The following is a 19,624-nucleotide window of genomic DNA, read 5'->3' on the forward strand; positions in this document are numbered from 1 at the left end:
ACGAATCCGGAGGGGTTTTGGCAGGTGATTTCTAGCTTTGCACCCAGGGTTGCCTCGGTAATGGGTTAATCGGCGAGCAAATTTTCCGTAGCAGCGCCTTGTTAAGCATTTATTTCAGTGGTTACCACTGTTTTTACCGAGTTGGCAATAAAACATTGTTCATGGGAAAGATGATGCATTTTTTCAAGATCTTCTCTTGAAGGAGTTCTGTCACCAGTAAACACAATTTTTGGCCGGAGAGTAACTTTAGTCATGGATATTCTACCTGATTGGTCATTCTCTACGATGCCTATAGCATCATCAATATAGCTTTCAACTACAAACCTTTTTTTTGCAGCGATTGATAAGAAAAAGAGCATATGACAACTTGATAACGAAGCGACAAATGCTTCTTCAGGATCAACATTCGCTTCGACTGAATACGGTAGAGGTACAACATGAGGTGATGACGAAGCCGATATGCTAACTCCTCCATCAAACTCCCAAACATGTCCACGACTATATTTATTATCAATATATGGTTCATTTCTTCCGCGAGTCCATTTGACTGAAGCGTAATATTCAGACACTCTTTGTCTCCTTCGGGCTAGTTGATGCTTAACGTTCCCATTATATAGATTGCAAAAAGCTTTCATCATAAGTATATAATTTAGCTCACATCAGATCTGTCTTGATTTTCTTAGCTCTTCCTGCAACCGATTTCCTGGGATCGCGAGCTAATATCTCCAAATGCGGTAGCAACCACTCTTTTAATATCGAGTCCTTTATTGCCCATTTACTTAGGGTATCCATTGTATTGTTTAAGACGATCCAATCTGTGTAGTTTTCAAGATTATCTTGAAGAATTTTCTTTGCACTGGTTTTCTGCGCCTCCGACATAAAGATCGAAAGAGTCTGAAATAAATTTGCTAAAGTCCATTGTGCCGAGGGCTGATTAATCTTTGATATTTCAGAAATAAATTTATCAATATACGGAACAAGCCATTCAGGATTTTCTAAGGATATTCTCTTGATGGCATTAGATGTGCGAAGTCGAACAATTTCATCGGCACTGAAATAACAATTGTATAAATCCGAAAGTCTTGCGGAATTGGCTAATACTATATCAACCACCTCAATTGTTCTACCAAGAGAGTTGGGATGCCCTCCTGTAAGCATTTTTTCAAAAGATTCACTTGTCATACCCGTTTTCTCTTTAAGCTAAGGCTTATTTCCCTTCAATATTGTAGGCTATCCGGTAGAGGGGCTTTATTTCTGTATAACTATTGATTATGCAGAAAATGTCCGTATAACACCCTCTACAGTCACAATATGTGGAAACATTGGCACATTACACCATTTAGGAGCGATCGCAAGAAAATTTCGGCCTATCATTCCCAAAAGCTTGTTGGTTAGATTAGAGTGCGGCAAAGGGCAATAATAATAGTTGTCTTTCAGTGTCTATAGACAATAAATGCCAACCAACATTCTACATTTTTTTGCAAAATACCTAATCGGCGATCGGGGCAATCATCTGCTCTGGAATTACCCAACTGTCAAACTCGGCTGGGGTGAGCAAACCCAAATCCACCGCCGCTTGTTTGAGGGTAATGCCTTTGGCAAAGGCTGTTTTAGCCACTAGGGCCGCATTGTCGCAACCAATTTGGAGATTGGGGCAGTGACTACCGTCAGGTTGACATTAAATTTTTATTCATCAGATTAAGAAAATTACCTCAAATCTTTATCGCTTCTTCGTATTATTTTAAATAGGTATCGCCTCTAAACCTACAACACAATCATTAATCTTGGGAGTCCGAAATATCTTTGAAAGTATCGGCACCTAATCCAGTTAAGCTTATAACCTCTGCTAAGGATAATCCTCATTCCAGTAGTTTTTGAGCCACTTCTAACTCACCCTCCAGCTTGCCCTTAAGAAGTCCTCGTTGTTCTCCTTCCTGTAGAATTTCCTGATAAACGGAGGATTCCTTCATGATTTCACTCCGTAAAATAGTTTTGATGAAGCCTGGCTTAACTAATATCCCTCTTCCGTCAGACTGAGGGAATTAAAATGGAGATAAAAGGCTGAAAAGCGCGGAGGGAGAATGACAAAGACAAGAGAGGCGAAAAAGACAGTACAGTGTGTAGACACATATAGTGAACTGTATAAAGATATATTTCCAGAAGTGAGGTCTTATGAGTCATTTAAATATATCATTGTGGGAATATTAAGTGATATAAAAAGAAAGAGTTTACCTGCAATAGCATCATCACTAGGATTGAAAAATGAACAGGGATTACTGCATTTCATGACAGATTCTCCTTGGGAATTAAAAGAATTAGAAAAAAGAAGATTAAATATTATCTTAGAAGTTTTAGAAGGAAGAGAAATAATAGTAATAATAGATGAAACAGGAGACCCCAAAAAAGGGAAAACAACAGATTATGTAAAAAGACAATATATTGGAAATTTAGGAAAAATAGAAAGCGGTATAGTGTCAGTAAATGCCTATGGTTACTGCAATGGAGTAACGTTTCCTCTAGAATCAAAAGTATTTAAACCAAAAGAAAGATTAAAAGAGGGAGATAAGTATAAAACAAAGCCGGAATTAGCAGTAGAGATAATAAAAGAACTAGAAGAAAGTGGTTTTAAAATAAAAAGAGTAGTGTCAGATAGCTTATATGGAGAAAGCCATAGCAATTTTATCAGTGCCGTAGAGGAATTAAAAATAGAATATGCAGTGGGAATCCGGAGCAATCATGGGGTCTGGCTTCCAAAGGAAGCTAAAGTAAGGGCAAATAAGTGGAGGAGGTTTGAACATATAAGATGGGATGGAAAACAGGAAGATAGGTATATCAGAGAAATAGTTTATGGCAAAAAAAACGCAATAAGATATTGGGAAATTAAAACAGAAACAGAAAAAGAGGAGGAAAAAGCAGGATGGTTTGTAATGACTCGAATACCAGATATTAAATATAAAGAAGTTGGCAGAATATATGGGGTAAGGTCATGGATAGAATATGGATTTAAGCAATGCAAAAGTGAATTAGGATGGGCAGATTTTAGGGTAACTCATTATGAGCAAATTCAAAAATGGTGGGAATTAGTGATGTGTGCATATTGTATGATTTGTTTTTATGATGAGAATTTTAATCTGACTCTAAATTCAACGTCAAAGTATCATCAAAAGCATGAAAAATGGGATAAAGAAGAAGGGTGGAAAAAATGGCTAAACAACCTACGATTAGTGATCTCTGTATTTAATGCAATAAATCTTATCAAAAAGTGGTTAAAAGTATTTCCATTTGCCCATGTTTTGGATGAGTTAACTAAACTTTACAACAAGGTTGATAAGCTAGATCGATTAAAGTATTTGCTAAATTCATGGAATACATTCTATTCTTCTTCTGCCTAGATTGATGAAAGAGGGATAAGCCCCCAAACACAGTGGCGGCGGTGGTTAGGTTAGCTTTCGTGCTTTTGTCTTCAATTTTATCCAGAGCTAAGGCAACTTTCCGTAATCGTTCTGTAGCACTCTGACTTTGGGTCAGTACCGCTAGGGGTAAGAGTCCGGGATAGGTCAAAAATGGCTCCGGTGCTTGTTCCCATAAACGGATTGCCCGATAACGGTGGCGGGTTTCTCTCAACTGAAACGTATCCTGATAGACCAAAGGTGAGCCGGTTTCTTTTAGGTAAATAACCACTTGGTGCATGGTTTTATGGGGAAATCGCCGATGTACCCTCACCCGGTAATCTAGCATCCGAAAGCCCATGGTTTCATCTGGTTCGGTCTGAAATTCGAGATGCAATACTAGATCCTCGAATTGCTCCAAAATTAAAAACTCTCTAAGAACGTTGAAATCTTAGGGCTTCGATGGACTGGGCGGTGAGGAAAATACCCAGGAAAATGTAGCTGGCAAACAATACACAGCTTTTACTACTAATCACCCCGTTAATCAGATCTTGATAGCTTTGGAAGAGGGAAAGGTAGGTGAAGATATCGGCGATCGCCCCGCCCAGGTTCTGGGCAAACACATCCATAATCCAGAGCATCAAAATTACAACAAAGGTAAGGATGTAGGCAATGATCACATTTTCTGTCAGGGAAGAAATAAACATTCCTAGGGAAAGCACCGCCGCCGCTACCAGAATTACCGCACCGTTGGCCACCAGCACCAAACCACTGGGTAGGGTAGGATTGGCCGTGGAAAAGATAATGATTTGATAAATCCACAGGGGGACCAACAGCACCGAAAAAAATAGTAATGCCCCCATTAACTTGCCCACCGCCACCACCCAATTAGTGACCGGGGAAGTGGCCAATAATTCCAGGGTGCCCCGCTTTCTTTCTTCGGCGTACAGTCCCATGGAAAGGGCTGGCAGTAACACTAAAATTAACGAAATAATTAAACCTAAATAACTAGAAAGGAAATCTCCTGCCACATCCACCGGCTCAGAAAAGCCCGACTGCCGTAAAAATTCAACGTTGGCGATAATTTGGCTGAGCATTAGAGAAAAGAAAATTCCTGACGTTAACCAAAAAATAGCGGCAATGCCATAGGCAAAAGGAGAGCTAAAATAACTCAGTAGTTCTTTACGAAGAATGGCCAGCAGATTATACAGGGTGGTCATAGGAAGAGAAAAGTCGACAGTGACAGAGTTGCCGGTAACCCTAGGCTTTAGTTGCTGTGCCTAGCCATGGCCATGGGTTGCCAGATTAAATCTAGAATAGGGGGGGTCAGGCTCCCATGGATGAGTTCAGCATAGTTTATGGTTCAACTTAGTGCGGCGGCAATTAATCGGGTCGATGTGGCCGTCATTGGGGGAGGCATTGCGGGGGTGGCGATCGCCGAATATGTGGCCCGCCATACTAACCTGTCAGTGCAGTTGTTGGAAAAAAATAGCCATTTGGGGGGGGATTCCTCCGGAAAATTGGAGGGCTGGTTCCACACGGGGGCTTTATATTCAGGCCAGGACGATGGTCAAACTTTTTTTAATTGCGTCAATGGGGTGGAAGATTTACTTAACCACTACAGCGATTATTTTGCAGGTCGCTGTAATCTTACCCTAGGACAATATGGCCACGGCCATCGCCCCATAGTTAGCGGTAGCGGTGGAGGTTGGTTTGACTCCAATCCCGTTTATTTCATCCATCCCCAACGCCATTCCCCAGAAATGCTCCAGTCTGGTCTCAAGGGCGATCAGGTGCAGTTGGAAATGCAGTTAAAGCGGGTGTTGGGCCGTTTGGAAATGGCCTATGGACAACAGTTCAATTGGCGATCGCCAACGGGCCATGGAGCGATGGCACCGGACTATGGTCATTTGGAAAGTTATGAACAGCGGGGCTGTAGCCTATTAAGTCAGTCGAAAAAAATTAGTCACTATTGCCAGCAATTTGACCTCAGCCATGGGGTACAACCCAGTGACTATGCTCTGCTCAAAAGTTTGGACTGTGCTATGGATACCCAGGGCATTTTGCAGGATCTCACCGCCAGTGCCCTGGCCCACGGAACGGCGATCGCCACGGGCATTAACCTAGAACAAGTTAATGTAGATCTTTATGGCCCAGTGAGGGTACAAAGTATCTTTTATCGAGACCGCCAGGGACAGCAACATTACCTGAAAGCTAAAGCGTTTATTTTTGCAGTTGGAGCAGGCTTTGAGCGTATTTTACCCACCCTCCAGGTGCGAGCTAAGTTGAAACGGAGTCGCAGCACCATGGTCGTCGCCTATCCTGCCGTTAGTCCCCATAATTTTGTGCGGATGTCCACTAAGAATTCTTACCATTTCAATCATTTTTTCCAGCGGGCAAATATGCCGGACTCTTCACAATTTTTCAATTATTCCATGCTGGCTAACTCTGGCTATGTTAGCGACGAAAATGACTATTTAGATAGTGGAGAAATTGAATTACTTTTAGACACGGCGGCACGGTACTTTGGCGAAGACAATTTATATCAACGTCAACTCTGGAGCTACGATTGCGTTAAAACTGAATTTATTAGTGACGATGTCCAAAAACGTCGTTATAGTTATTGGATTGAAGTTAATGCCCAGAGCAATTATCTCTGTGTATTGCCGGGTAAATTTTCTTTTTTTCCTACAGTGGCAGTGCAAACTCTCAAGCAGTTAAAAAACATTTTACCAGCCTCAGAAGTGGACCGAAGCCATCAGGATTATCATGCCTATTCCCATCAAGCCCAAGCCCTCGTTGCCTCTCCCTATCCCCACCAACTGTTGGCAACTCATTTAAAAAATAAAGCTAATTTCTAGCTGTGGGATGGTTGGTTATTTAACAATATTAATGGAAGTAGAATAATGTTAACAACCGTTGCCATACAGGTACAGGGCAGGGTGCAAGGAGTGGGTTTTCGTCCTTTTGTTTATGCCCTTGCCCAGGAGATGGGACTAAACGGTTGGGTCAATAATTCTGCTCAAGGGGCCACCATTGTTATTACTGCTGACCAAAGAGCGATCGTCGACTTTACGAATAAATTAACTAAGTCATTGCCTCCCCCTGGCTTAATTGAACACTTAGCCATTGAACAGTTACCTTTGGAAAGTTTTACTAACTTTACCATCCGCCCCAGTAGTGATGGCCCTAAAACTGCTACCATTTTGCCCGATTTATCCACTTGTTCTGCTTGTTTAGCAGAATTATTTGACCCGGGCGATCGCCGTTATCTTTATCCCTTTATTAACTGTACTCATTGCGGTCCCCGTTACACCATTATTGAAGCCCTGCCCTATGATCGCTGTCGTACTACTATGGCTAAATTTTGCCAATGTGCTGACTGCCAAAGGGAATATGAACAACCTGGCAATCGGCGCTTCCATGCCCAACCCAATGCCTGCCCCCGCTGTGGTCCGCAACTTGTCTTTTGGGACTGCCAAGGTAAGATAATTGCCCAGACAAATAATGCTTTAAATCTAGCTATTGATAATTTAAAAGTAGGCAATATTGTTGCCATTAAAGGCTTAGGAGGATTTCATTTATGTTGTGATGCCACTAACTTTAAGGCAGTAAAAAAGCTAAGAGAAAGAAAACAACGACCAGATAAACCATTGGCAGTAATGTATGGTAATCTTGGTCAAATTATGGAATATTACCAGCCCAATTCCAAAGAAATTGAGTTGTTACAAAGTGCCGCCGCTCCCATTGTATTGTTAAGCAAAACGCCTCAGTTAATTTTGACGGAAAATATTGCTCCTAGTAACTACAATGTGGGAGTGATGTTAGCCTATACTCCCCTCCATCATTTATTACTAAAAGAGCTAGATAACCCCATCGTAGCCACCAGTGGTAATTTGGCGGGGGAACCAATTTGCATCGACAATTTTGATGCTTTAAACCGTCTGAAAAATATCGCCGATGGCTTCCTTGTCCACGATCGCCCGATTGTTTGTCCGGTGGATGATTCCGTAGTGCAAATAGTAGCAGGGGAACCATTATTTTTGCGCCGAGCCCGGGGTTATGCTCCCCAGCCCATCACCTTACCCCAATCTGCTAAAAAAAACCTATTGGCGGTGGGAGGTCATTATAAAAACATAGTGGCGATCGCCAAACAAAATCAAGCTTATCTTAGCCAACATTTAGGAGATTTAGATACCATCTCCACCTATCAAGCATTTGAGCAAACCATTGCCCATTTAGCCCAACTATACGATTTTTTTCCCCAGGAAATTATTGCTGATCTACATCCTGACTATCTCAGCCATCAGTATGCCGAAAACCAAGCTTTACCTGTCACTTTTGTTCAGCATCACTATACCCATATTTTAGCGGTCATGGCGGAACATGAAATTAAGGAAGAATCTGTATTAGGCATTGCTTGGGATGGCACCGGCTACGGTATAGATGGCACTATCTGGGGGGGAGAATTCCTCAAAATTACCCATGACACTTGGCACAGAATTGCCTATCTACGACCATTTGCTTTATTGGGTAATCAGCAGGCAATTAAATATCCTCATCGCATTGCCTTAGCGCTGTTATGGTCAACTTTTGATAATGATTTGTCTGCGGATTATTTAAGCAATTGGTTGGGTTTCAACAATGGTTTTAACGATGAAATAACCACCAACTTAAATAAGGATCTAAATAACAAAAATTTACACCATCTTTGGCGACGGGGGGAAGCGCCGTTAACTTCGAGCATGGGCCGCTTGTTTGATGGCATTACCGCTTTAATTGGATTGATTGACCAAGTGACATTTGAAGGTCAGGCTGCCATGGTTCTGGAAGCCCAAGCCAGACCTGATTTAACTAGAGAATATTATCCTTTCACTTTAGTAGATCAGGAAAATAAATTAGTAGTGGATTGGCAGTTCTTAATTAGGGCAATAATTACGGAAGAAAGAATAAAAACTGATCTAATTGCGACTAAATTCCATAACACCCTAGTGGCTTTAATTGTGGCCATAGCTGAACGCCAAGGAATTGAAAAAGTAGTTTTAGGGGGAGGATGTTTCCAAAATCGTTATTTACTTTCCAATGCCATTTCTGCCCTAAAAAAAGCTGGTTTTTCTCCCCTTTGGCCTAGGCAACTCCCCCCCAATGACGGTGCCCTCTGTATAGGTCAATTGTTAGCTAAAATTCAGCTTAGGCAATATGTTGATTATCCTTATCTTTCTTAATTGCCCTAACTGGTTTTGGCAATAGGTAAAATTTCCTTGGCAATAAATTCTTCGTAAGCGTGTTGAGCAGCAGCCTGTTCTGCACTTTTTTTCGATGAACCACTGCCACTGCCTAAATGGCGATCGCCAAGCCAAACCGTTGCCTGAAAACCTGATTGCTGGGGCAAATTTTGATCCAGGGGCTCCACTCGGTATTCCGGCAAACATTTGTAATGAGCTTGGGTCCATGCCTGCAGGGCTTCCTTATAGTTATGGAGGGCAGGATCTTGTCTAATTTCAGCGGCTTTTGCTAGCAAATGCTCACTTAACCAAGGGCGGATCAAAGACAAATCCCCCACACTTAGGTAAAGGGCTCCCAACAAAGCTTCAAAGCTATCTGCCATCAAGGAAACTCGCCCATTTTTATCTGCCAATACCGCCGGGGTAATCCAAAGAAATCGGTCTAGGCCATACAATTCTCCCCAACCGGCAAGGATGCGATCACTAACCAAAATAGCTCTCAGGGCAGACATTTCCCCCACCGAGGTCTGGGGGTATTGTTCCATCAACACTTCCGCTGAAGCTAATCGCACTACCGCATCGCCAACGAATTCCAATTGCTGATAATTTTCTTCCGGGGATTGACTGGCATGGGTCAGGGCCAAATCCAGCAGGTTCCAATTCACCAGGGCGTTATCGGCCAATCCCAACCGTCGTAGTAGGGCTTTCAACTGGGTTTGACGATGGGGAAGCAGGGACATACGGGCTTAAAAGAGGGTGTAAATAAAGGGGGCGATCGCCGATCCTTGGGTGAAAACAATTAACGCTCCCAGGAGAACCAGGGTTAAAATCAGCGGTAATAGCCAATATTTTTTTCTTTGTCGCAAAAATCCCCAAACATCTTGCAATAATTCAATAAATCCTTCCATAAAGTTACTTTTAAGCGTGTATCAACAATTGGAGTTAGTAGGGTTTTTGCAGATGGTTAATGTCCCGGGGACGACAAGGCGATCGATAGGTAACTCGTTGGGGCTCCAGTTGACGGGCCATGGTGTCCCTTTTCAATAATTTCATCACCAGGGCCATGGGGGTAACCACCAACGCAAAAATTAGGGTCAGGATAATGCGGCTATTAATCCACCCTAAAACGTGGCCAATTTTTAGCCATAGTTCGTATACTGGGCCCAAACTGCGGGGAGCCAACAGTCCCAAAAACACAAAGCCAGCGGCGATCGCCCAGGGCAATACGGGTAATCCGTGGCCCTTGAGCAGGGGAATGAGTAGACCAAACAAAAAGGCAATCATCCCTGCCATAATCCAGGCAAATTCCCGCAGTATTTTGACCGTGGGAGCAGTCTTCATATTCGTCATAACACTCGATCAAGATGGTGATCTTTGGACGGATTGATGTTATCAGACTTTTCACTAAACTAGATTAAGTCATTTTGCCGACCGTACAGTTAAAAGTTTAACCTTCCCTAAAACCATCTTGCCCTTACTCAGTCGGAACAATCTTAGTGTATCTTAGTTCTTGTAAATGCAAATAGTTTCTTCAATGCTTTTTTACATAACCTTTTAATCGTCTTTTTGGTGTTTGACAATTCTTGAATTTGTTGTGAGGAAGCCTCAAGTTCAACTTGTAAGACTTGGTTATTAGTTTTTAATTGGGTAATTTGCTGGTTTTGCCGTTCTATTTGCTCGATTAAGGTTTTATTTTCCACTTCTAACTGGGCATTTCTGCCTGCCATATTATGATTATGAGCTTGTAAATGATCAATTACATGATTTGCTTCCGTGTTTTTCCATTCAAGTTCCCCCAATAGAACACGATGTTTAAGCTCTTCCACTTGACATTGCCGAAAGTCCTGCCAAAGGGCAGTGAAATTCTGTTTTTGGGGTCTATTTTTATTATCCTCAATAGTTTTTAGGCATAGCTGACTAATTTTAGTGGCGGTTGTCCACCAAGAAAATTTTTTCGCTTGCTCTTTGCCCCTGGCAATTAATTCATTGCGAATGGTTGGAGTTTGCACTTTTTCTAAGGCTGCAACCATTTCTACTACGTCTTGGCCGCCAACATAGATAACCGCATCTTCCCCCACCTCCGGCAGCGAAGAATTATGGCAAGTAATCACAGGACAATCGCAAGCCATTGCCTCAAGAATGGGTAAACCAAATCCTTCATACAAAGAAGGGTAAACCAAGGCGATCGCCCCGGAATAAAGGCACCTTAATTCCCAATCTGTTGGTCGAACTAAACAAACATTAATGTCACTAGCTAGGGCAGCTAATTCTGGCTCCAAGGCAATTTCTCCCCCAACACAAACAAGAGTAAGTTTTTGGAGATCTTTGCTGGCCTGGAAGGCTTGGAATAGAATAGTTGCGTTCTTATACTGATTAAGACTTAAACGAGACCCGACTAAAAGTAAATAGGGAGAGTTGATGGCAAACTTATACTTGACGGCGGCAATTTCTGCGGCAGAAGCAGGGGAAAAGATACTATCTACACCATTATGAATAATATTTACTTGGGAAGCCTTAACTTCGGGACAAAGTTTGAGCAAGTCCTTAGCGGTATTTCTAGACACCGTAATATACTGACTGGCATAAACTATGGCATAGCGTTTTTCTCGCCACCAGAATTCGCTTAAATCTAAGCCAATTACCTCCGGAATCATGTCATGAATGATTAAAACCGAGGGAGTATATAACGGAGTAGTGTAATAGGTAGAAATAAATAAGTCGGCATTAAATTGATTACAAATATCCTGCAGTTTGCCAGAAAATAACGCCTCTTCTTGATAATTAAATGGGGGGAGATGGTAGTATTGCACCCCTGGTAGTGATGGAGCAGTATGACCTCGATCAATTAGAACAATATTTTCTATGAAACCAGAATCGCACCATTTTTCCAACAGAGTTCGCCAAACCCGAGCGATGCCTGTGTCAGCAATTTGAAAAAAGATGCCATCAATAACAATTTTCATGGACTGTCAAGGTTTGGAGGCCGTTCAAGTTTGCAATCAGGATTTCGCCGTCAAAAAAAATTCCTCTGGAAACATATAACGTTCACAAAGGAATCTATGCAGTAATGATATCTTGGATTTAGGCCGCTGGCTCTGGAAGTTACCTAAAAAATACTCCTGTTTATTCTGTTTTGACAACAGGTAACAGATGAAAACTTTCCTAGATAACCCCCAGAACTTGAGCCACTTTTGCGAACCGGGCCGGAGTAGTAAAACCTACCCCAGGGAGAAACATATTTTTTCCTAGAACAGGCCCAAGGTTAGGGACTTATCAATGGGAAAAGTGGCGCCAGCTCCCAACCATAAAGCCGCCGCAGTGCCGAACAAGAAGATGGTCATGGCAATGGGACGACGGAAGGGGTTTTGGAATTTATTCACACTTTCAATGAAGGGTACCAACATCAAGCCGAGGGGAATGGCAGCCATGCAGGCGATTCCCAGAAGTTTGTTGGGGAGAATGCGCAGAATTTGGAAAGTGGGGTACAAGTACCATTCAGGCAAAATTTCCAGAGGGGTCGCAAAGGGATCCGCTGGTTCACCGATCATGGCGGGGTCAAGGATGGCCAATCCAGCAATTAGTCCCAAAGCACCCAAGATGCAGATGGGAAACATGTAAAGAATGTCATTGGGCCAGGCCGGCTCACCGTAATAATTGTGACCCATGCCTTTGGCCAGTTTGGCCCGTAAATCGGGATCGCTGAGATCCGGTTTTTTGATAATGCTCATGGGGCGGAGGCTCCAAGTTAAGGTTTTTTAGGGATTTTCTAGATTCTCTAATCTGTTTCAATATTCAACAATTTGGCAACGGTTGAAACGAAATTGCCCTATCAAATCAGATTAGTAGGGGGATAGAAATTACAAAGGACCAGAAATGCCTTGTTTGCGGATCATCAGGAAGTGTAATAGCAACAACACGGCGATCGCCCAGGGCAGGACAAAGGTGTGGAGGCTGTAGAAACGGGTCAAGGTAGCCTGACCAACACTTTCACTACCCCGCATGAGGGTCACCAATTGATCCCCAACCACGGGAATGGCGGCCGGTACACCGGACACAATCTTCACTGCCCAGTAGCCCACTTGGTCCCAGGGGAGAGAGTAACCGGTTACACCAAAGGTAACAGTGGTGACGGCTAGCATCACGCCGACAACCCAGGTCAATTCCCGGGGCTTTTTGAAACCACCGGTGAGGTAAACCCGGAAAACGTGGAGAATCATCATCAGCACCATCATGCTGGCGGACCAACGGTGAATGGAGCGGATCAGCCAACCGAAGTTGACTTCATTCATGATGTATTGGACAGAGGCAAAGGCTTCCGTGACCGTGGGTTTATAGTAGAAGGTCATGGCAAACCCAGTGGCAAACTGGATCAGGAAGCAGGTCAGGGTCAGGCCCCCCAGGCAGTAAAAAATGTTTACATGGGGAGGAACATACTTGCTGGCAATGTCGTCGGAGATGGCTTGCACTTCCAGGCGATCATTGAACCATTGAAAAACTTTTGATTCGGTGACTTCTTTTGAAAACATTGAAGCTAGACTTCTCTTAAGGATCAGGGATGGAGGGGGTTGACTCCAGCGGAGCCGTAAAATCGCATATAATCAGCGTACTATGACGGTCTGACCAAGGGTGGAAAAGCTCCCAAACTTGGCAAAAATGAGAACTACTCATCACAAAATGTAACACAGCTTTAAGCCCTGGGGAAAGGGAAGTCCGGCTGTGGTGCTGCTCTAAAATTTTGCTCCTCTATCCATGCTCGCTAAATATTTTTCCGAACCCATTGATCGTGCGGCCCTAAGTTTGATTGGTGTCCTTAGTGCGGCGATCGCCGTGGTGGTGGTTGGTCATTACACCTGCCAAGACAATAATCAGTGCATATTTGCCAACCGTCCCCGGGTACAGGATTTTAGTTGGGACGCGGCCCACTTGGGGGCCAAGGACAGGGCTTTTATCATCACCTTCGACCGTCCCATGGATCAACTGGAGGTGGAAAAGAATTTGGTCATTACCCCAGCCCTACCGGGAAAAATTAGTTGGGCGGGGCGTCGCATGGCCTACACCTTGGAAAATCCCATTCCCTACGGCACCGATTACGATCTGCAAATTACCGATGTGCGGGAACAGTATGCCGGCGAGCACCATGGGCAAATGATGGCGCCCTTCGCCGGTAGTTTTCGCAGTCGAGACCGGGCATTTGCTTACATTGGCACCCAAGGAATCGAGCAGGGGCGAATTGTTTTCTACAACTTGACTAAACAAAGGAAAACTATCCTCACCCCGCCAGGGCTCACGGTGGTGGACTTCAAATTCTACGATGGGGGCAAAGCAATTTTGTTAGCCGCCGCCGAAAGTCAGTTGGGCTTTGAGGGGCTCCGGCAATTGCAGTTATACCAGGTGCCCGTGCTGGAAAGTGACAACCCCCAGGAATTGCCTAAACCGACTTTGGTGCTGGATAACCAGGAGTTTCAGAATAATCAATTCGATGTGAGTGAGGACGGCAAGTCCATTGTGGTGCAGAGGGTCAATCGTCAAAATCCCGCTGACTTCGACCTCTGGATGCTAAAAAATCAGCAAAAGCCGGAACGTTTGAAGGTACAGGGTGGAGACTTTCAAATTGCCCCGGATAACCAGTCTCTGGCGGTGGCCCGGGGGGAAGGCATTGGCATTTTGCCCTTGCAACCGGAAGCCAAGCCGTTGGATTTTCTGCCCAAATTCGGCCAACTGTTAACTTTTTCCAGCGATGGTAGCGCCGCCGCCCTGGTGAATTTCAATACGGAGGATGCCCAAAAACGCTTCCAAAGAACCCTTTTCTTTGTCAACACCCTCGGGGTGCAAAAGGAATTGATAGATACGGATGGCTCCATTGTCAGTTGCGAATTTGGCCGCAATAACCAAACCCTATACTGCTTGCTGACCAAGCTTTTGCCAGGGGATGAATATATTGAACAGCCCTATTTTGTCCAAATTAATGTCAACAGTGGTGAAGTTTTTCCCCTGCTTAAGCTCCAGGATTACCGGGACACCCAAATGAGTCTTTCCCCCGACGGTTTGGCCCTCTTATTTGACCAGGTGATTATCGACCCCGAAACCCCAGCCAATAGTCGCCTGAACACCGACACCGGGGAGGCGATCGCCGATAGTCAATTGTGGCTCTTGATCCCCCCCCTAAGGCCAGAGTTGGGGCAACAGGCAGAACTTAAGGCTCTATCCCTGATGGGTTTTCGTCCCCTGTGGGCTCCTTAGTGGATGGTGGGTTTGATGGGCTTTGCCTAGCTTGACAATGCTGTTCAACCCTCTCCAAAGCGGGAAAGAGGGGCCCCAGCCAGCGGCGGTAAATATCCCGGGAATTGGCGGAAGTCACAACCCGGTTAATCAAATTTTCCCATTCCGGCTGATCGGCGGGCAAAATTAGCCCATAGCCCTGGCAATCTAGGGGATAGGGAGGATAAAGGCGGTAACTGCGCCCTAGGGGAAGGTCTAGCACTAGGGCTTCCCCAAATAGCAAAATGCCATCACTGGCAAAGGCATCGATGCGCCCCTGCATTAAGGCTTCCACCCCCAAACGCCGGGCGGTAAAACCCTGAAAATTAATCAGTTCTGCTTCGGGATAACGGGCCGCCAAAAATTCACTGTTACTGGTGCCGCCCAAAACCCCAATTCTTTCCCCCCGCAAATCGCCATCGCTGTCGAACTCCCCTAGGCGATCGGTGGCCACCAAAAATTGGGTTCCCGTGACAAAAAAGGGTCGGGAAAAGGTAATGGGCAACTGTAGGTCACGGCGGATGGTATTGGGGCCACATTCCACCACCACTACTTTTTCCGCCACGAGATTGTAACGATTGAACAGACTGGACTGGTAAAATTTCACCAGCAAAGGCTGACCCCCCAGGGTGGCGGATATTTCTGTTTGTAAAGCCTCGATAAAGTCAACACAAATGCCTGTCCATTGATTGGCAGGGCCATCTCGAAAACCAAAGGGCACCGAGTCGTCCCGAATGGCCACCCGCAGTAGGCCGCTTGCCCGAATGGATTCCAACACCGTTTCAGCCTGGGCTACGGGCATTACAAAACTCTGTAAAGCCCAAGCCAATAGGGGCAGTAGGGGGCGGAGCATGGGGAAAGATTTTGAGTGGGAGAGACGGGCACCATTGCGATTGCTCATTGCCAATTGTCCAAAAGATCTTTAAACAGAGCTTCTTCAATCCAGATTTTTAAAACCACCGTCAGGGGTAGGGCCAGGATCAACCCTAAAAGTCCGAATATACTGGCAAAAAATAGTTGGGCGATGAGGGTAACGGCGGGCAGAAGGGAAACTTGCTTGGCCATGACAATGGGGGTTAGCCAGTAGCTCTCCACATTTTGAATGAGGAAATAGAGAATCAGCACGGCAATAATTTTCCAGGGGGCATCCAGCACCGCAATCATCAGGGGGAAGACCACACTGGCGGCGGGACCGATGTTAGGAATGAAGTTTAAAATTCCCGCCATCAAAGCATGGACTAGGACTAATTTAATTTGCAGTATCCATAGACCAATGCCGCTGAGACTAGCGATAAAAAAAGAATTAATTACAATGCCCGTCAGCCAATTCCCCAGGGAAGATTCCGATTGGGTGAGGATTTCGTCAGCTCGGCGGCGGTAAAAGGAAGGAAATAATTTGAGGGTTCCCTGTCGATAGGCTTGGGGGGAAAACAACATCATCACGGCGATCGCCAGGATGAAAAGTATTTGCAGGACAGCGGTGACAGAATTGGAAAAAAAGCTAATCAGGGAACTAAAGGCATTGGCCCCCAGGGCGGAAAGGGAAGCCGGCAGGTCATCAACGGAAAAAGCCTGACTAAAAAATTGCACCTCCGCCCGGTCATGCCAGTCTTCGAACAGCCCCTCAAGGCGATCGCCAACTTTAGGCAGAGAACCAATGAGAATCTGCAGTTGTTCCCAAAAAGGAGGAATGACCAAGAGAAAAAATAGGGCCACCGCCACCGTGACGGTAATCAAGGTAATGGCCAAGGCCAGAGGTCGTTTGATTCCCCAGGCCTGTAATTGTTTGACCAAACGATTGAGGGCAGTGCTCAGCACAATGGCCAGAAGAAGCAGTAACAGCAGTTGGCGGATTTCCCAAGCCACATAGGCCGCCATTGCCAAACAAGCTAAACCTAACCACTGACTAAGTTTCATTGCACCCGTCAATCAATCTACTCAGGGCTGGAAATTAACAATGCGGGCAAAGCTCTGGGGCTCCAGACTAGCTCCCCCCACCAAGGCTCCGTCAATTTCCGGTTGGGCCATAATCTCATCCACATTGTTGGCATTGACCGAACCGCCATATTGGATGGTGACCAGGGAATTAGTTAACTGTTCCCGAATTAACCCGATAACTCGATTGGCCTCCGTGGCCGCACAGGTGTCCCCTGTACCAATGGCCCAAATCGGCTCGTAGGCAATGACCAAGTTGGATTGATCCACATTCACCAAACCTTTTTTCACCTGGTTAACAATCACCTGTTCCGCTTCCCCGGCATCCCGTTGGGCCTTACTTTCTCCCACACAAAGAATGGGAATTAAGCCTGCCTTTTGGGCCGCCAATACCCTTAAGTTGGCGGTTTCGTCCGTTTCGCCAAAATATTGTCGTCGTTCACTATGGCCAATAACCACATAATGAATGCCAATTTCCGCCAACATGGCTGCTGAAATCTCCCCTGTGTAGGCACCACTGGACTCCCAATGGACATTTTGTGCCCCCAAACGAACCCTGCCGCCATGGAGTTGTTGGGACATGCCGCTCAAATCAGTGAAAGGAACACACAACACCACTTCACGACTTTCCGCCGCATCTTCGATTAAAGGCTTAAACTCTTGCAAAAACGCCTGGGCTTCTGCCTGCGTCTTATGCATTTTCCAATTGCCCGCAATAATGATTTTTCGCACGATTCCAATCTTTAACGATGAAGGTCACAATAAAATTTGCCAACCACCAGTTTACGTTGTCCGGGGTCGCCACCATTAATCAACCAATAACCCACCCTCAAAATAAGCCCGTTAAACCCCGATTAATGCTGTTCTTGCTTTCAATCTAGTTCAATCGAGAAGATAAACTGGAATTGGTTCCGGCCCTGATGGAGAGAATTATGAGCGAACAAAAACCATTTTCGTCCCTAACCGGCTTTGCCCTGGCCGCTTTAGCAGTGGCCCTAGTTGGCACCGGCTTTGCCCTCTGGACTGGATTTAATGTTTCCCAACGCACTCCTACGATCACGGTGGACCCCGATAATCCCGACATGGCTGTCCCTGGACAGGCACAAATTTACTGGCTTAACAACAACGACACGGCGATCGCCTTTGTGCCCCAAAACATTCCCCCCAACAGTGATCCACCAGAAGTACAGACGGAACGAGCCCTGAAAACCCTATTAGCCGCTCCTGACAGCGACATTTCCGCCATTCCCCCCAATACCAGCCTTCTGAGCCTCACCAAAACCGCCACCGGCATCAACGTTGACCTATCAGCCCAATTCACCGCAGGGGGAGGGAGTCAAAGTATGATTGCCAGACTGGGACAAATTATTTACACCGCTACCAGTACAGACCCCAATCTTCCTGTCCGTTTACTAGTGGAGGGAGAACCTCTAACAGTACTAGGAGGAGAAGGGTTAATGATTGCCCAGCCCATCACCCGCAAGCAATTTGAAACGGATTTTATGCCCCCTGATCGTTGACAATTATGGTCATGGTCTGCTCATCTATGGTGAGGACAGTCGGAATTATCACGGTTTTAGCCGGTAAAAATTAACCCATTCAACCAGATTCAGACTGGACCTTATCAGTCTGGACACCCTGTCTTTAAAAGCCGAACGCTCTGCAATGTCCTCCCCCTCCGAACTTGGTAATGCGTCCTCTGTCCCGTTGCAGTTCTTACTGTTCATCGACGATCGCCCCAACTCCCAAGACAGTGTGCAGGAGATTAATCAATGCCTGACCACCCTGTTGGAGAGACACAGCCATGACCTACAGATTCTCCAAATCAGTAAACATCCTCACCTGGTAGAACATTTTCGTCTGGTCGCCACCCCATCTCTGATCAAACTACAACCAGAGCCACGACAGGTTTTAGCTGGCAGTAATATCATCCAGCAGTTGCAGAAATGGTTGCCCCGCTGGAAACAGGAATTAGAAACGGACTCTGGCCAAGAAGATACGGTTCAATCCCTCAGTTGTCCTCGGGAAATTTCCTCCGTGGGCTATTCCGGGGAACTGATGAAAATGTCCGACGAACTTTTTTTGCTTAAAAAAGATAAGGAAGAATTGATCCAACAAATACAATTCAAAGACCAGATTTTGGCTATGTTGGCCCACGATTTACGCAGCCCCCTCACCGCCGCTTCCATTGCCGTTGATACTTTGGAATTGTTGGAACACAAACCCATCGAAGAGCAGAAACCCGCCCTCAGAAGCCAGCTACTGCATCAAGCCCGCAAGCAGTTCAAAATTATGGATCGCTTGATTGAAGACATTCTACAAGCATCAAAGAATCTTAATTCCCAGTTTCAAGTTCAAGGAAGCGCCCTTGCCATTGCTGATCTTTGCCAGGAAATTCTGGAATTGTATCAGGTAAAATTTAGCAAAAAAAATCTCAGTATCACCTACGACATTCCCAAAGATTTACCTAATGTTTTTGCTGATGAGGAATTAATCCGCCAAGTCATTGCCAATCTTTTGGACAACGCCATCAAGTACACCCCTCCCCATGGTTCCATAACAGTGGGGGCTCTCCATCGCACTACTCAAAAAGTTCAGGTCAGCATCACTGACAACGGCCCCGGCATTCCCAATTCCAAACAAGAAACCATTTTTGAGGGACACTTTCGACTACAACGGGATGAACAGACTGATGGCTATGGTTTAGGTTTGTCCCTCTGTCGCAAAATTATTCAGGCCCACTACGGCCAAATTTGGGTAGATAGCCGCCCCAAACAAGGTAGTTCTTTCCACTTTACATTGCCTGTCTATCGTTGA

The 19,624-nt window shown here is 45.2% G+C and carries 18 protein-coding genes and 3 pseudogenes; 6 read left to right on the forward strand and 15 right to left on the reverse strand.

Annotated features, from left to right (window positions below; translation table 11 throughout):
- Positions 1-101 precede the first annotated feature (101 nt).
- The 4 genes and pseudogenes from IQE94_RS02205 to IQE94_RS18795 all read right to left on the reverse strand — a co-directional run.
- Positions 102-569 carry an OsmC family protein gene (locus IQE94_RS02205; protein WP_223342629.1) on the reverse strand — a complete coding sequence of 156 codons (468 nt, stop codon included), beginning with the start codon at positions 567-569 and terminating at the stop codon, positions 102-104.
- Between the two features lie 85 nt (positions 570-654).
- The gene (locus IQE94_RS02210) at positions 655-1,182 is read right to left on the reverse strand and encodes a hypothetical protein (RefSeq protein WP_190597890.1); all 528 of its coding nucleotides are present in this window, start codon (positions 1,180-1,182) and stop codon (positions 655-657) included.
- A gap of 307 nt (positions 1,183-1,489) precedes the next feature.
- A pseudogene (gene fumC / locus IQE94_RS02215) lies at positions 1,490-1,651 on the reverse strand (class II fumarate hydratase); the annotation flags it as partial.
- Positions 1,652-1,883: 232 nt separating this feature from the next.
- Positions 1,884-2,021: pseudogene (locus IQE94_RS18795) on the reverse strand (flagellar assembly protein H); the annotation flags it as partial.
- A gap of 60 nt (positions 2,022-2,081) precedes the next feature.
- On the opposite strand from IQE94_RS18795, the gene IQE94_RS02220 reads away from it, so the two are divergent.
- Positions 2,082-3,392, forward strand: coding sequence for an IS701 family transposase (locus IQE94_RS02220; protein WP_223342630.1), 1,311 nt, complete (start codon positions 2,082-2,084; stop codon positions 3,390-3,392).
- A 10-nt stretch (positions 3,393-3,402) separates the two neighbouring features.
- Here the strand turns inward: IQE94_RS02220 and IQE94_RS02225 are convergent.
- Together IQE94_RS02225 and IQE94_RS02230 are read right to left on the reverse strand one after the other, a co-directional pair.
- Positions 3,403-3,816: pseudogene (locus IQE94_RS02225) on the reverse strand (Rpn family recombination-promoting nuclease/putative transposase); the annotation flags it as partial.
- A gap of 7 nt (positions 3,817-3,823) precedes the next feature.
- Positions 3,824-4,609 (reverse strand): ABC transporter permease, encoded by a 786-nt coding sequence (locus tag IQE94_RS02230; protein ID WP_223342632.1) that lies wholly within the window; start codon positions 4,607-4,609, stop codon positions 3,824-3,826.
- Between the two features lie 138 nt (positions 4,610-4,747).
- On the opposite strand from IQE94_RS02230, the gene IQE94_RS02235 reads away from it, so the two are divergent.
- Positions 4,748-6,250, forward strand: a complete 1,503-nt coding sequence (locus tag IQE94_RS02235) for an FAD-dependent oxidoreductase (RefSeq protein WP_223342633.1) — start codon at positions 4,748-4,750, stop codon at positions 6,248-6,250.
- Between the two features lie 45 nt (positions 6,251-6,295).
- On the forward strand, positions 6,296-8,614 hold the full coding sequence (hypF, locus tag IQE94_RS02240; RefSeq protein ID WP_223342634.1) for a carbamoyltransferase HypF: 2,319 nt from the start codon (positions 6,296-6,298) through the stop codon (positions 8,612-8,614).
- Positions 8,615-8,619: 5 nt separating this feature from the next.
- Here the strand turns inward: hypF and rnc are convergent, their stop codons facing one another.
- From rnc to petB, 6 genes are all read right to left on the reverse strand, one after another.
- Positions 8,620-9,354, reverse strand: a complete 735-nt coding sequence (gene rnc, locus IQE94_RS02245) for a ribonuclease III (protein ID WP_212715879.1) — start codon at positions 9,352-9,354, stop codon at positions 8,620-8,622.
- 6 nt (positions 9,355-9,360) lie between these two features.
- Positions 9,361-9,522 (reverse strand): DUF5989 family protein, encoded by a 162-nt coding sequence (locus IQE94_RS02250; protein WP_020862183.1) that lies wholly within the window; start codon positions 9,520-9,522, stop codon positions 9,361-9,363.
- Between the two features lie 34 nt (positions 9,523-9,556).
- Positions 9,557-9,964, reverse strand: coding sequence for an SxtJ family membrane protein (locus IQE94_RS02255; protein ID WP_212715881.1), 408 nt, complete (start codon positions 9,962-9,964; stop codon positions 9,557-9,559).
- Between the two features lie 143 nt (positions 9,965-10,107).
- Positions 10,108-11,577, reverse strand: a complete 1,470-nt coding sequence (locus tag IQE94_RS02260; protein ID WP_212715883.1) for a glycosyltransferase family 1 protein — start codon at positions 11,575-11,577, stop codon at positions 10,108-10,110.
- A 282-nt stretch (positions 11,578-11,859) separates the two neighbouring features.
- Entirely contained in the window at positions 11,860-12,342 is a 483-nt protein-coding gene (gene petD, locus IQE94_RS02265; RefSeq protein WP_190599474.1) for a cytochrome b6-f complex subunit IV, read from the reverse strand.
- A 129-nt stretch (positions 12,343-12,471) separates the two neighbouring features.
- Positions 12,472-13,140, reverse strand: coding sequence for a cytochrome b6 (gene petB / locus IQE94_RS02270; RefSeq protein ID WP_010873378.1), 669 nt, complete (start codon positions 13,138-13,140; stop codon positions 12,472-12,474).
- 223 nt (positions 13,141-13,363) lie between these two features.
- Between petB and IQE94_RS02275 the strand changes: the two genes are divergently transcribed.
- Positions 13,364-14,854: an Ig-like domain-containing protein gene (locus IQE94_RS02275; RefSeq protein ID WP_223342635.1), complete on the forward strand. Its 1,491-nt coding sequence runs from the start codon at positions 13,364-13,366 to the stop codon at positions 14,852-14,854.
- Here IQE94_RS02275 and IQE94_RS02280 read toward each other — a convergent pair.
- Genes IQE94_RS02280 through tpiA form a run of 3 tightly spaced genes read right to left on the reverse strand, consistent with a single transcriptional unit; the run spans position 14,808 to position 17,539 of the window.
- A complete protein-coding gene (locus tag IQE94_RS02280) occupies positions 14,808-15,773 on the reverse strand; it encodes an amino acid ABC transporter substrate-binding protein (protein WP_223342636.1) in 966 nt (321 codons plus the stop codon). The two genes, IQE94_RS02275 and IQE94_RS02280, sit on opposite strands and share 47 nt — an antisense overlap.
- Positions 15,770-16,789 carry an AI-2E family transporter gene (locus IQE94_RS02285; protein ID WP_223342637.1) on the reverse strand — a complete coding sequence of 340 codons (1,020 nt, stop codon included), beginning with the start codon at positions 16,787-16,789 and terminating at the stop codon, positions 15,770-15,772. The genes IQE94_RS02280 and IQE94_RS02285 overlap by 4 nt, the downstream gene beginning before the upstream one ends.
- A 21-nt stretch (positions 16,790-16,810) precedes the next feature.
- A complete protein-coding gene (tpiA, locus tag IQE94_RS02290) occupies positions 16,811-17,539 on the reverse strand; it encodes a triose-phosphate isomerase (protein ID WP_212715892.1) in 729 nt (242 codons plus the stop codon).
- Between the two features lie 200 nt (positions 17,540-17,739).
- On the opposite strand from tpiA, the gene IQE94_RS02295 reads away from it, so the two are divergent.
- Together IQE94_RS02295 and IQE94_RS02300 are read left to right on the forward strand one after the other, a co-directional pair.
- On the forward strand, positions 17,740-18,327 hold the full coding sequence (locus IQE94_RS02295) for a GerMN domain-containing protein (RefSeq protein ID WP_223342638.1): 588 nt from the start codon (positions 17,740-17,742) through the stop codon (positions 18,325-18,327).
- Positions 18,328-18,472: 145 nt separating this feature from the next.
- Positions 18,473-19,624: a histidine kinase gene (locus IQE94_RS02300; RefSeq protein WP_212715896.1), complete on the forward strand. Its 1,152-nt coding sequence runs from the start codon at positions 18,473-18,475 to the stop codon at positions 19,622-19,624.

The sequence above is a fragment of the Synechocystis sp. PCC 7339 genome (assembly GCF_019924095.1).
GTDB lineage: Bacteria > Cyanobacteriota > Cyanobacteriia > Cyanobacteriales > Microcystaceae > Synechocystis.